The sequence below is a fragment of the Butyricicoccus faecihominis genome (assembly GCF_014648015.1).
Taxonomy (GTDB): domain Bacteria; phylum Bacillota; class Clostridia; order Oscillospirales; family Butyricicoccaceae; genus Agathobaculum; species Agathobaculum butyriciproducens.
On record NZ_BMQH01000001.1, the window covers coordinates 21487 to 34817 of the forward strand.

Genomic DNA, 13331 nt, shown 5'->3' on the forward strand with positions numbered 1-13331 from the left:
GACGGCTCCGCAGAACCTCAATACGCCACCATCATTCATTCCTCATTTCCAAATGAAAAATCCGCAGACGGGAACGTCTGCGGATTTTTCTATCTGTCAGAGGCTGATTTCGCGACAGCCGTTTGCACGGATTGCATAACACGCATGCGGCAAAAATCGTGAAAAACCGTCATATGCCCGCTTTACTTTACAGGGCAAAAAGGATATAATAAACTTAACTATCAAAAACGACCTATTTGGAGAAAAGGAGAACGACGAAATGGCGTATTATTTCAGTGAACCTTCGCATACCTTTAACGAATATCTGCTGGTACCGGGGTATTCCTCTGCGGAGTGCATGCCGGCGAACGTAAGCCTGCGCACACCAATCGTTAAGTACAAAAAGGGCGAGGAATCCGCGCTGTATGCCAACATTCCGATGGTTTCCGCAATTATGCAGGCGGTATCGGATGATCGTATGGCGATCGCACTGGCGCAGGAGGGCGGTATCTCCTTTATCTTCGGTTCGCAGTCGATCGAGAGTGAGGCTGCCATGGTTTCCCGCGTAAAGAGCTACAAGGCAGGCTTCATCGTATCCGACTCCAACGTAAAGCCGGACACCACCCTTGAGGAAGTCCTCAAGCTGAAGGAGCGCACCGGTCACTCCACCATGGCTGTTACCGATGACGGCACCGCGAATGGCAAGCTGCTCGGTATTGTCACCAGCCGCGACTACCGTGTTTCCCGTATGGAGCGCAGCGTTAAGGTTGAGGAGTTCATGACGCCGTTTGACAAGCTGATCACCGCTCCGGCAGATACCAGCCTCAAGATCGCAAACGACATCATCTGGGACAACAAGCTGAACTCTCTGCCGCTGGTAGATGACAAGCAGCATCTGGTTTATATGGTATTCCGCAAGGACTACGACAGCCACAAGGCAAACTCTCTTGAGCTGCTCGATGAGCACAAGCGTTATGTAGTCGGCGCAGGCATCAACACCCGCGACTACGCAGAGCGTGTTCCGGCATTGGTTGAGGCGGGCGCAGATGTTCTCTGCATCGACTCCTCCGAGGGTTTCTCCGAGTGGCAGAGCCGCACTCTGTCCTGGGTACGCGCAAAGTACGGCGACAGTGTAAAGGTCGGCGCGGGCAACGTTGTTGACCGCGAGGGTTTCCGCTTCCTTGCTGAGGCCGGCGCGGACTTCATCAAGGTCGGCATCGGCGGCGGCTCCATCTGCATCACTCGTGAGCAGAAGGGCATCGGCCGCGGTCAGGCTACCGCTCTGATCGAGGTTGCAGCCGCTCGTGACGAGTATTTCGAGGAGACCGGCATCTACATTCCGATCTGCTCGGACGGCGGTATCGTTCACGATTATCACTGCACGCTGGCGCTGGCTATGGGCGCCGACTTCCTCATGCTCGGCCGTTACTTCTCTCGTTTTGACGAGTCCCCGACGAACAAGGTCAACATCAACGGCAGCTACATGAAGGAGTACTGGGGCGAGGGTTCTGCCCGTGCCCGCAACTGGCAGCGCTACGACATGGGCGGCGACAAGAAGCTGTCCTTCGAGGAAGGCGTTGACTCCTACGTTCCGTACGCAGGCTCGCTGAAGGACAACCTCGGTCTGACCCTGAGCAAGGTCCGTTCCACCATGTGCAACTGCGGCTCTCTGTCCATTCCGGAATTCCAGAAGAAGGCAAAGATCACGCTGGTATCCGCAACCTCGATCGTCGAGGGCGGCGCACACGATGTTGTGCTCAAGGAAACCGCATCTACGAGCAAATAAGCATAGTTTACTCACAAATTGCCCCACAGGTTATCTCTGCGGGGCAATTCTTATCGGAAATGAGATCGCATGAAGGGGAGGGGCGCTATGCCTCAGAATAATAAGCCGGGACGCCGTCTGCTGCGGCGGCTGTACGGTTCGTGGTACCGCGTGCGGCGCAATATCAGCGCGTTTGCGCGGTGGTGCCTGTTTGCAGTCATTATCGGCGTGGTGGTGGGCGCAGTCGGCGCGGCGTTTGAGCACGCCCTTGAATGGGCGACCGAAACCCGTCAGGAATACAGCTGGACGCTGTATTTTCTGCCGCTGGTCGGTCTGTTTATCGCGTTCTGGTACAGTAAAATGGATATGCCGCTTGAACGCGGCACCAACTTCATCCTGACCTCGGTGCGGCAGGATCATCCGGTGCGGCTGCGGCTTGCTCCGAGCATCTTCATCACCTCGGTGCTGACCCACCTGTGCGGCGGCTCTGCCGGACGAGAAGGTGCGGCGCTGCAGCTCGGCGGTGCGATTTCGGGCAATATCGGACATCTGATGCACCTGGACGACAAGGATTCCCGTACGATCACCATGTGCGGCATGGCAGCGTGCTTTTCGGCGCTGTTCGGCACACCGCTTGCGGCGAGCGTGTTCGCAATGGAGGTTATCAGCGTGGGCGTGATGTACTACGCGGCGCTGTTTCCGTCCATCCTTGCGAGCGTGATCGCGCATCAGGTAGCGCTGCAGCTTGGCGGCGGCACGACCGCGTTTACGCTCTCCGGTGTGCCGGAAAATACGGATGTGCTGCTCATTGTAAAGCTGGTGGCGTTCGGCGTGGTCTGCGCCGGACTGAGTGCGCTCGTGTGCATCATCTTCCATAAAATCGGCCATCTGTTCAAGCATCTGCTGCCCAACCAGTATGCCTGCATTGCGGTTGGCGGCGCGGTCGTGGTGCTCGTCACGCTGGTGCTCGGCACGCGCGACTACAACGGTGCAGGCATGCAGGTCATTGAACGCGCGATTGCCGGTCACGCGGCATACGAGGCGTTTTTCCTCAAGCTGGTGCTGACGGCGATTACCATTGGCGTCGGCTATAAAGGCGGTGAGATCGTGCCTGTGCTGTTCATCGGCGCAACCTTTGGCGCCGCCTACGGCGGATTTTTCGGTCTGGCTCCATCCTTTGCGGCCGGTCTCGGTATGACGGCCGTGTTCTGCGGCGTGACAAATTCGCCGCTTACATCCATCCTGCTGGCGTATGAGCTGTTCGGCGGTCAGAGCCTTGCGCTGTTTGCGCTGGTCATCGCCATCGCGTACATGCTCTCCGGCTACTATGGCCTGTACAGTGAGCAGAAGATCATCTATTCCAAGCTCAGACCGCAGTTTATCGACAGAAAAACCAAATAATTGCAGTTGAGTAACCGTAGGGCGGGCTGCCCTACATTAAGCAACAAGAGCATCGCTGAACTTCTGCCGACAGGTTCCAATTACCTGTATCAGCAAGTAGCGATACTCTTGTTAATTACAGTATATCATAATCTGGAACAAATTTCAATGATACCAATCCGAAGCTGATGAGAGCGACGCCGGAGAGCTCGGTCGCCGCGTGCGGCGATACCATATCTCCACTCTTAACTCTTCACACTATCGAAAGGTTGTTACAATGCAGAACTTTTCCCACATCAGGGGTGCAATTTTCGACATGGACGGCACGCTTTTGGACTCCATGCCGGTCTGGAAACGACTGACACAGCGCTACCTCGCGCAGTTCAACGTTCACATCACGGACGCGGACTACGCGGTATGCGAGGGTTTTTCTCAGCCGCAGGTTGCGGAGTATTTTCTGAAACGCTATCCGAATCTGCCGCTGACCCGTCAGCAGATGCTCGACGGCATGGACGAGTTGATCACCTCCCGCTACGAGACGATTGCAAAGCCCAAGGACGGTGTAATCGACTTTCTCGAAGGTCTGCGCGCACGCGGCGTCAAAATGGCCATCGCTACGCTGACGGCACGCCGCCACGCGGAGAAGGCGCTCATCGACCGCGACATGATGAAATATTTCGAGTTCATGCTCACCATCGAGGACGTAGGCGTGCCTAAGTACGAGCCGGACATTTATCTCGAAGCAGCAAAGCGCCTCGGTCTGACAGCAGGCGAGTGCATGGTGTTTGAGGATGCACCCTACGCGGGCGTAACGGCGAAAAAGGCCGGTTTTGCGCTCTGCGGCATGGCCGAACCCGCCTACGTGGAGGGCGAAGACACGCTCCGGCAGGTCAGCGATATGTTCGTCGAGCATTCCTTTGCCGAACTTGCCGGAAAACTGTAAAAAACACTTGCAATATAACGCATCATATCCTATTATATATAGGAAAGAGAGTATGGAGCTGCGTTAGGAATCCTAACGCGGCTTCCTTTTACGTTGGGAGGCTGGAATTTTTGAAACAACAGAATAAAATGGGCACCGCGAAAATGGGTCCGCTGATCTTTTCGATGGCACTGCCGGCGATGATCTCCATGATCATCAACGCGCTGTACAACATCGTAGACAGTATCTTCGTGGCCAAGTATTCGCAGGATGCGTTGGCGGCGGTTTCGCTCGTATATCCGCTGCAGATGCTGGTCGTGGCGATCGGTGTCGGCACTGGTGTCGGCGTAAACTCGCTGATCGCACGCCGTCTGGGAGAGAGACGCCAGAAGCACGCGGACTCGGCGGCAGAGCACGGCGTTGCGCTGGCGGTTGTTGGCGGCATCGCATTCTTCATCCTCGGCTGGGGATTCTCGGGTGCATTCGTCGGCGCATTCGGTGCGAGCGAGGCGGTTTCGGCTTACGCTATCCAGTATTCGCACCTTGCGGTCGGCATGAGTATTTTTGTTATGATCTCGATGATGTGCGAGAAGATCCAGCAGTCCGGCGGCAACATGATCATCCCGATGTGTCAGGGCCTGACCGGTGCGATCATCAACATCATCCTTGATCCGCTGATGATCTTCGGTATCGGTCCGTTCCCGGAGATGGGCATCCGCGGCGCGGCTCTTGCGACCGTTATCGGCCAAATCTTCGGCATGGCGCTTGGTCTGTGGGGCGTGTTCCGTCAACAGAAGGTGCTGAATGTCAACATGCGCGAGTTCAAGTGGCGCGGACAGACGATCAAGGATATTTACCGCGTTGGTCTGCCGGGTATTGTCATGCAGAGCGTCGTTTCCGTTATGACGGCGGGCATGAACGGCATTTTGATCGCCTTCTCGCAGACGGCGGTCAACGTACTCGGTGTGTATTTCAAGCTGCAGACCTTCGTCTTTATGCCGGTATTCGGACTCAATCAGGGTGCACTGCCGGTTATGGGCTACAACTACGGTGCACGCAACCGCAAGCGCCTGATGGGGGCATACAAGATCACGCTGACGGCGGCTGTCGTCATTATGGCGCTTGGTCTGGTGCTGTTCCAGCTGCTGCCCGAGCAGATGCTTATGCTGTTTGTGGACAAGTCCGATGCAGCGGCAGCACAGGAGATGATTGAGGTCGGCGTTCCGGCGCTCAAGACCATCAGCCTGTCCTTCCTCGGTGCAGCGTTCGGTATCATTAATTCCACAATGTTTCAGGCAACTGCACGCGGCATGAACAGCCTGATCGTGTCTGTCTGCCGTCAGCTGGTCGTTATCCTTCCGGCGGCATGGCTGCTGGGTCAGCAGTTTGGCCTGAATGCGGTATGGTATGCATTCCCGATTGCAGAAATCGCAGCATTCTTTATCTCGTATATTCTGCTCTGGCGCGAATACCGCTCGGAACTGCGGTTCCTTAATGTAGAAAAGGAGGCAAAGGCATGAAACGAATTGCCAGCTTTGAAGTAAACCATGATAAACTGAAGCCGGGTATGTATACCTCGCGTATCGACGGCGACATCACCACCTATGACATCCGCATGGTGTACCCGAATGCGGGTACTTACATCCAGCCTGCGGCGGGTCACACGTTTGAACACCTGTTTGCAACGTATGCGCGCAACTCGAAGTTTGCCGATCAGATCATCTACTGCGGTCCGATGGGCTGTCAGACCGGCTTCTACTTCCTTGTGCGCGATATGAAGCCGTCGGACGCGATTGCGCTCGTGCAGGAGAGCATGGCGTTTATCGCCGCTTACGAGGGCGAGATTCCGGGCGCGAGCCGCATTGAGTGCGGCAATTATCTGCTGCACGATCTGGCAGGCGCAAAGCAGCTTGCCGCTTCCATGATTCCCGTGCTTGAGGGCTGGAAAGAAGAAAATCTGATTTATGAAAAATAATGCTTGCATTTTCGGAAAACATGTGGTAAGATAATTTTACGACTGTTGGAGATATGTAAACATATCCGTGGAAAGAGGTGAAACAACATGAAACAGGGCATCCATCCCGACTACAAGCAGACCACGATCCGCTGTGCCTGCGGCAATGTCATTGAGACCGGCTCCACCAAGGAGAACATCGTCGTTGACGTTTGCTCCAAGTGCCACCCCTTCTTCACGGGTAAGCAGAAGCTGGTAGACACCGGCGGACGTGTTGATCGCTTCAAGAAGCGTTTCAATCTGGACAAGTAATGTGAAAAGCCATCGAAACGTGTTTTCGGTGGCTTTTTCGTTATCTGTTTTCAGATTGCGGAAGGGTGTTTACGGTACAGGCGGTCTGGTGCGCCTGAACCGCGCAGGCGGTTCATCCTGTCCGGGCGTCAGGCTTTTCCTGCACCGATTAGGCGGGGCACACGAGTCGCGTTAGCAATACTCGCTGTCCGGGCGGAAAGTTTTTCGCTGAACCTCAGCGGAGAGTTGCCGTCTGCGGACGGCAGAAGATTCGCCGTACCCACGGCGGTGGGCAAGAGGGTAGACACCTGCGGTTTCTACCCTCTTAACTCCCGTTTCCCTTTGTTTCTTAGCTTGGCGCAGACCAGAGACCGGCGACCGCTCTGAAATAGGGGGACGGCAGAGGACTTTTTTCTACCGTAGGGGAGCACAGTGTGCTCCCATGTCGCGGCCTATCCGCAGTGCCGGATACCATGCTGCTGCACAGACGGTTTACTCTGCGCAGGCGCGGCATATCTGTGCCGCGCAACTCGTTTACGCGTTGTTATGGACAGCAACTACGAGTTTAATTTGATAACAGATGTTACCGCAGGGTGTGCTGACTTACAACGATAGGGCATTTTCTATATAACAAAAAATCCGCCACGGTTTGCCGTGACGGAAAAATGATTCACTTTTTCTACCCTTATATTACCGCAAAACAGACGAAAAATCAAGTCTTGTACGGTTTTGCGTTTGGGTGTAATAAATATAGAGGACAATTTAACAGCAAGGAGGAATTTTCCATGCCGTTTACCAATCAAACAGAAGAAAAGCAGATCGAACGGGCGGTTCTGGTTGGTCTGTCGTGTCCGAGCTTCAACACCGATCAGGATGCGGACGAGCGCACGATGGACGAGCTGCGCGCGCTGGCGGAGACTGCCGGTGCGGAGGTCGTTGCGATGACGCTGCAGCGCCGTCCGGCGCCGGATGCCCGCACGTTTATCGGTGAGGGTAAGGCTGAAGAGGTCAAGCAGCTTGCCGAGATGAACGACGCAAGTCTGATCCTGTTCGACAACGAGCTGTCGCCGTCGCAGATGAGCAATCTGGAGGAGCTGACCGGCCGCACGGTACTCGACCGCTCGGCGCTCATCCTCGATATTTTCGCGCAGCGTGCGCGCACCGGCGAGGGTAAGCTGCAGGTCGAGCTGGCGCAGTACCAGTACATTCTGCCGCGTCTGGCGGGTATGGGCAAGGCGATGAGCCGTCTCGGCGGCGGCATCGGCACGCGCGGCCCCGGTGAGAGCAAGCTGGAGAGCGACCGCCGTCATATCCGCAGCCGCATCGACAAGCTGCGCCGTGATCTGGAGCAGGTGCGTCAGGTGCGCTCCGTGCAGCGCCGCCAGCGCAAAAAGGCCGAGCTGCCGCTGGTTGCTATTGTCGGCTATACGAACGCGGGCAAGTCCACGCTGCTGAACACACTGACCGGTGCGGGCATCGAGGCGAACGACCGTTTGTTCGATACGCTCGACCCGACCACGCGTAAAAAACGCATTTCGGATACGCAGGAAATCCTTCTGTCCGATACCGTAGGCTTCATCCGCAAGCTGCCGCATCATCTCGTATCGGCGTTCAAGGCCACGCTCGAGGAACTGGCGTATGCCGATCTGCTGCTGCATGTCGTGGATGTTTCGGATGAAAACTGGCAGATTCATGCACAGACTGTGGATAAGGTTGTGGCACAGCTCGGCGCACAGGATATTCCGCGCGTGATGGTGTACAATAAAGCCGACAAGTGCGACCCGGACGTCATTCCGTTCATTCGACCGGATGAGGATGTGAAGATTTCCGCAAAGAGCGGCGAGGGCATTGACGACCTACTGACTGCCATCGAAAAGGCGCTCGGCAAGGGTAAGCATAAGGTGAAGCTGTGCATTCCGTACAGCGACGGCGCCGTGCTCGATATGCTGCACCGCGAAGCACAGATCGACTCGACCGACTATGTCGCGGAAGGCACGATTGTCGAGGCGGTTGTGGATGATAAGACCTACGGCAGAGTTTCGACATACATTATGGGTAATGAGTAATTACTAATTCCTAATTATTTAAGGATTTGCTGATGGAAAAAGATTACTTTGTGCCTTTCGCCAGCTACGGCGAGGACAAATTTGAAGAAAAACGCTCCAAGTTCACCGGACGGCTGTGGCACGTCGAAACCGCCGAGGAGGCGGTAGCGAAGATAAAGGAGATGCGCGAGACCTACTGGGACGCGACACACAACTGCTACGCCTACATTCTCCGTGAGGGCAATGTGATGCGCTACTCGGATGACGGAGAACCGCAGGGCACGGCAGGCATGCCGATCCTCGAGGTGCTGCGCCACGAGAACCTGACCGACTGCGTTTGCGTTGTCACGCGCTATTTCGGCGGTATTCTGCTCGGCACGGGCGGATTGGTCCGCGCGTACACGCAGGGCGCGCAGGTGGCTGTCGCGGCGGCCGGTGTGCAGAGAATGAGCCTGTATACGGTGGCGCTCATCGCGTGCCCGTACAATCTGTACGAGATTATTCTGCACCTGCTGCCGGACCACGACTGCGCGGTCGAGGAGACCGACTACGGCGCGGATGTAACGCTGACCGTGACGCTGCCCGCCGGTCGGGAGGACAAGCTCAATCAGGCGCTCGCCGAAGCTACGGCAGGGCAGGTTTACGCCGAGGTCATGGAGACCCGATTCATGGGTCGGCGTGTCAAGTAAATACCGGCTTGCAAGGCTCACAAAATTCTGAAAAAATTTTTGTGAAAAAAAGAGGATTTTCAGATTTCGTTTCGTATAACTATTATGTGACGGATTCTCCGAGGCTGAGGAGGCGGTACATATGACCATTCGAGAGCAGAACGAACAGCGCGAGCATGCGGTGCTTGAGCCGTGGGCGACCTTTGCAGACAGCTCCGCAGGCAGGCTGCGCCCGATGGAGCCGTGTCCGTACCGCACCTGCTTTCAGCGAGACCGCGACCGCATTATCCACTCGAAGGCGTTCCGGCGGCTGGGCAACAAGACGCAGGTATTTATCTCGCCGGAGGGCGACCACTACCGTGCTCGGCTGACGCACACGCTCGAGGTCGCGCAGATTGCGCGGACGATCGCGCGGGCGCTCGGACTCAACGAGGATTTGACCGAAGCGATCGCACTCGGACATGATCTCGGGCACACGCCGTTCGGTCACGCCGGAGAGGCGGCACTCGATGAGGTTTGTCCGTTCGGGTTTCGGCACAACGAGCAGAGTTTGCGCGTTGTGGATGTGCTCGAGAATTTGAACCTCACGCGCGAGGTGCGCAACGGCATTGTCTGCCATACCGGCAGGCGCAAGGCGAGTACGCCGGAAGGCCGCATTATCCACTTTGCCGACCGCATTGCCTACATCAACCATGATATTGATGACGCGGTACGCGCGGGTATTATCCGTGAGAGCGATATTCCGCAGCATTTGAGGAAACGCCTGGGTGAGACGCACGGCAAGCGCATTGACACGCTGGTGACGGCGATGATCGAGTACGGTCAGCGGTATCTGGAGATCGGCATGGACGAGCAGATGCACGCGGACATGATGGAGCTGCGGCAGTTCATGTTCGATCATGTGTACCACGGCACGGCCGCGCAGCGTGAGGAAAAACGCGCAAAATCCATGCTGCGCAGTTTGTACGAATATTTTATTGAGCATCCTGACGAGCTGCCGGACGATTACTTCGTGCTGCAGGCCCGGGGGGAGGCGCTCGAGCGGATCGCGTGCGACTATGTTGCAGGCATGACCGACCGCTACTCGATAGCGGTTTATAAGAATTTGTTTATTCCGAAAAGCTGGAATAAGATTGAGGATTAACGAAAATGGGTATCATATATTCGTTTTCGTTCGATAAATAGGGAAGGAGGGACACGAAATGCCGTTTGACCGTATATTTCTGGACGAGCTATCCGCGCGGAACGACATTGTAGAGATCGTTTCGCAATATGTGCAGCTGAAAAAGAGCGGCGCGAATTATTTCGGTCTGTGCCCCTTCCACAACGAGAAAACCGGTTCGTTTTCGGTCTCGCCGGACAAGCAGATCTTTCACTGCTTCGGCTGCGGCGCAGGCGGCGGTGTCATCACCTTTATTATGAAGGCGGAAGGTCTGACCTTCCCGGATGCGGTACGCTATCTCGCCGAGCGGGCGGGCATGCAGATACCCGAACAGGGTGAAGCCGAGCGCAAAGCGGCGCGCCACAGAGAGCGTCTGTACGCGCTCTGCAGGGACGCCGGACGTTATTATTATGACACACTCTGGCGGCCGGAAAACCGAACCGCACAGCAGTATTTTATCAACCGAGGTCTGTCCCGAAGGACGATGAACCGCTTTGGACTGGGCTATGCACCGGATTCCTTCCACGCGCTCATCGACGCGATGACGGCCAAAGGCTACACACGCGAGGAACTCATGGACGCCGGTCTGGTCAGCCGCAGCGAAAAGGGACATATTTACGACCGGTTCCGCAACCGTGTCATGTTCCCGATCATTGACGTGCGCGGTCATGTGATTGCATTCGGCGGCCGTGTGCTGGATGATTCCAAGCCGAAGTATCTGAACTCGCCGGAAACGCCGATTTTCCACAAGAGCCGCAATCTGTTTGCGCTCAACCTGTCAAAAAGCACGAAGAACGATTATTTTATCTTAGCCGAGGGCTATATGGATGTCATCGCGCTGCATCAGGCGGGATTTGATTCCGCGGTTGCATCGCTTGGCACCTCGCTGACCGAGGAGCAGGCACGCATTATCGCGCGGCACACCGACCGCATTGTCATCTCGTATGATGCGGACGGAGCCGGTCAGGCGGCGGCACAGCGCGCGATCGATATTCTGAAAAAATGCGACCTGCAGGTCAAGGTGCTGCGCATTCCGGGAGCCAAGGACCCGGATGAATTCATCAAGGCGCGCGGCGCGGATGCGTTCCGCAATCTGATTGAACGCAGTGAGGATCACAACGCGTTCCGCATTGAGCAGATTGCCGCAAAGTACGACCTTGAGGACGATGAAGCACGCGTACTGTTCCTTAGAGATGCAGCGCGGATGCTCGCCGGCATCGAGAGCACCATCGAACGTGAGGTCTACGCCGGACGTGCCGCCAAGATGGCAGGCGTGACCGCCGAAGCCATGAACGTTGAGGTTCGGCGCGAACTCGGCATTCAGCGCAAGCGGCGAAAGGCCGCCGAACGGCGTGAGATACGCTCTCCGGTCGGACTGGCGCAGCCGAAAGACAGGTCACTGGCGTATACCGACATGAAATCCGCAAAGGCTGAGGAGAACGTGCTTAGACTTCTGTTCTCGGACCAGAAATTGATTGCCGTTGCCGAAAAGGACTTGCAGTCGGCGTGGTTTTCTGCACCGGTGCTGCGTAAGATATACGAGCGCGTGCTCGAGTTGAACCGAAACAACCAGATGGTCGATGTGCTGTCCTTTGAGGGATGGCTGGAGCCTAACGAAATGAGCCTGCTGTCCGCGATACTCGAACCCAGCATTCCGGCTGGAGAGCATCGAGGGGAACTGCAGGAATACATAAACACCATACGAATGCAGCGCGTCAAGGATGGAACCATTACGCAGGCGGGAGAGGACCCGCTGCTTACATTCGGACGCATCAAAAAACAAAACGCGGGAGGACAAACGATATGACGAAAGCAAACGCAAATGCAGCCGCAAACGCACAGGAGCAGCAGGCAGCACAGCAGCAGATCCTGCGCGACCTGCTCGCGCTTGGCAAGAAGAACGGCCGCCTGACGCTCAAGGAGATTTCGGATGCACTGAGCCATCTGGAGCTGTCGAGTGAGGACATCGACAAGGTGTACGAGACGCTCGAGACCATGGGCATCGAGGTCGAGACGAATGGTGTGCTGGAGAAGGTCATCGGTGACGATGACGACTCCTTTGAGCCGGAGGAAGTGGAAGAGGTTCCGGAGGAAGAACTGGTCGATACCTCTGCCATGGCTGAAACGTTCGCCATTGATGATCCGGTCCGCATGTATCTGAAGGAAATCGGCAAGGTCGATCTGCTGTCTCCTGAGGAGGAGGTAACGCTCGCAGAGCGTATGCAGAAGGGCAACGAGGCCACAGAACGCATCGCAAACGAAGGCGATGCCATTCCGGCGGAGGAGCGCGCACAGCTTGAGAAGGATATCAAGCTTGGCGACCGTGCAAAGAAGCGTCTGGCTGAGGCTAACCTGCGACTGGTTGTCTCCATCGCAAAGCGCTATGTCGGCCGCGGCATGCTGTTCCTCGATCTGATCCAGGAGGGCAACCTCGGTCTGATCAAGGCAGTTGAGAAGTTCGACAGCACCAAGGGCTTTAAGTTCTCTACCTACGCAACGTGGTGGATCCGTCAGGCGATCACCCGTGCGATTGCGGATCAGGCGCGTACGATCCGTATTCCGGTACACATGGTTGAGACCATCAACAAGGTTATCCGCGTTTCCCGCCAGCTGCTGCAGGAGCTGGGCCACGATCCCAGCCCGGAGGAGATCGCCAAGGAGATGAACATGCCGGTTGACCGTGTGCGCGACATCCTGAAGATCGCGCAGGAGCCGGTATCGCTCGAGACGCCGATCGGCGAGGAGGAGGATTCTCACCTCGGCGACTTCATCCCGGACGACGACGCGCCGGAACCGGCAGAGGCGGCCTCCTTTATGCTGCTCAAGGAGCAGCTCGTTGAGGTGCTTAAGACTCTGACGCCGCGTGAGGAAAAGGTTCTGCGCCTGCGCTTCGGCATCGAGGACGGCCATACCCGCACCCTTGAGGAAGTCGGCAAGGAATTCAACGTAACTCGTGAGCGTATCCGCCAGATCGAGGCAAAGGCGCTGCGTAAGCTGCGCCATCCGTCGCGCTCCAAGAAGCTGAAGGATTTTCTGAACTAAGCAAGATATCAAAAGCCGCTTACCAATGGTAAGCGGCTTTTTTATGGAAAATGAAACCGTTGCGCTAATTCTCCATTCTCAATTACTGCGATATTCGAGATACCGCATAAAATGCTTGACCGG

11 protein-coding genes are annotated in these 13331 nt (G+C 56.2%); all 11 read left to right on the top strand.

Translation table 11 applies throughout. The features are described 5' to 3' along the window. Positions 1-259 precede the first annotated feature (259 nt). The gene (locus IEY11_RS00085) at positions 260-1765 is read left to right on the top strand and encodes an IMP dehydrogenase (RefSeq protein ID WP_117491317.1); all 1506 of its coding nucleotides are present in this window, start codon (positions 260-262) and stop codon (positions 1763-1765) included. Positions 1766-1852: 87 nt separating this feature from the next. Further along, positions 1853-3145, top strand: a complete 1293-nt coding sequence (locus IEY11_RS00090; protein WP_188885418.1) for a chloride channel protein — start codon at positions 1853-1855, stop codon at positions 3143-3145. Positions 3146-3401: 256 nt separating this feature from the next. After that, positions 3402-4067: an HAD family hydrolase gene (locus tag IEY11_RS00095; protein WP_188885419.1), complete on the top strand. Its 666-nt coding sequence runs from the start codon at positions 3402-3404 to the stop codon at positions 4065-4067. Positions 4068-4177: 110 nt separating this feature from the next. After that, the gene (locus IEY11_RS00100; RefSeq protein ID WP_188885420.1) at positions 4178-5566 is read left to right on the top strand and encodes an MATE family efflux transporter; all 1389 of its coding nucleotides are present in this window, start codon (positions 4178-4180) and stop codon (positions 5564-5566) included. Continuing rightward, positions 5563-6021, top strand: a complete 459-nt coding sequence (locus IEY11_RS00105) for an S-ribosylhomocysteine lyase (RefSeq protein WP_110436301.1) — start codon at positions 5563-5565, stop codon at positions 6019-6021. Before IEY11_RS00100 ends, IEY11_RS00105 begins: the two co-directional genes overlap by 4 nt. Before the next feature lie 87 nt (positions 6022-6108). Then, positions 6109-6312, top strand: a complete 204-nt coding sequence (rpmE, locus tag IEY11_RS00110) for a 50S ribosomal protein L31 (RefSeq protein ID WP_016147979.1) — start codon at positions 6109-6111, stop codon at positions 6310-6312. Between the two features lie 764 nt (positions 6313-7076). Beyond that, entirely contained in the window at positions 7077-8357 is a 1281-nt protein-coding gene (hflX, locus tag IEY11_RS00115) for a GTPase HflX (RefSeq protein ID WP_188885421.1), read from the top strand. Between the two features lie 32 nt (positions 8358-8389). Next, positions 8390-9025, top strand: coding sequence for a YigZ family protein (locus IEY11_RS00120; RefSeq protein ID WP_118760285.1), 636 nt, complete (start codon positions 8390-8392; stop codon positions 9023-9025). 121 nt (positions 9026-9146) lie between these two features. Further along, the gene (locus IEY11_RS00125; protein WP_188885422.1) at positions 9147-10148 is read left to right on the top strand and encodes a deoxyguanosinetriphosphate triphosphohydrolase; all 1002 of its coding nucleotides are present in this window, start codon (positions 9147-9149) and stop codon (positions 10146-10148) included. Positions 10149-10206: 58 nt separating this feature from the next. After that, the gene (dnaG, locus tag IEY11_RS00130) at positions 10207-11973 is read left to right on the top strand and encodes a DNA primase (protein WP_118564257.1); all 1767 of its coding nucleotides are present in this window, start codon (positions 10207-10209) and stop codon (positions 11971-11973) included. Further along, entirely contained in the window at positions 11970-13208 is a 1239-nt protein-coding gene (gene rpoD / locus IEY11_RS00135) for an RNA polymerase sigma factor RpoD (RefSeq protein WP_118760287.1), read from the top strand. Before dnaG ends, rpoD begins: the two co-directional genes overlap by 4 nt. Positions 13209-13331 lie beyond the last annotated feature (123 nt).

Excerpts from the sequence above, each read along its gene's own strand:
- dnaG (WP_118564257.1), top strand. The coding sequence starts at position 10,207 with ATGCCGTTTGACCGTATATTTCTGGACGAGCTATCCGCGCGGAACGAC.
- IEY11_RS00095 (WP_188885419.1), top strand. The coding sequence starts at position 3,402 with ATGCAGAACTTTTCCCACATCAGGGGTGCAATTTTCGACATGGACGGC.
- IEY11_RS00085 (WP_117491317.1), top strand. The coding sequence starts at position 260 with ATGGCGTATTATTTCAGTGAACCTTCGCATACCTTTAACGAATATCTG.
- IEY11_RS00090 (WP_188885418.1), top strand. The coding sequence starts at position 1,853 with ATGCCTCAGAATAATAAGCCGGGACGCCGTCTGCTGCGGCGGCTGTAC.
- IEY11_RS00125 (WP_188885422.1), top strand. The coding sequence starts at position 9,147 with ATGACCATTCGAGAGCAGAACGAACAGCGCGAGCATGCGGTGCTTGAG.
- rpmE (WP_016147979.1), top strand. The coding sequence starts at position 6,109 with ATGAAACAGGGCATCCATCCCGACTACAAGCAGACCACGATCCGCTGT.
- IEY11_RS00105 (WP_110436301.1), top strand. The coding sequence starts at position 5,563 with ATGAAACGAATTGCCAGCTTTGAAGTAAACCATGATAAACTGAAGCCG.
- hflX (WP_188885421.1), top strand. The coding sequence starts at position 7,077 with ATGCCGTTTACCAATCAAACAGAAGAAAAGCAGATCGAACGGGCGGTT.
- IEY11_RS00120 (WP_118760285.1), top strand. The coding sequence starts at position 8,390 with ATGGAAAAAGATTACTTTGTGCCTTTCGCCAGCTACGGCGAGGACAAA.
- rpoD (WP_118760287.1), top strand. The coding sequence starts at position 11,970 with ATGACGAAAGCAAACGCAAATGCAGCCGCAAACGCACAGGAGCAGCAG.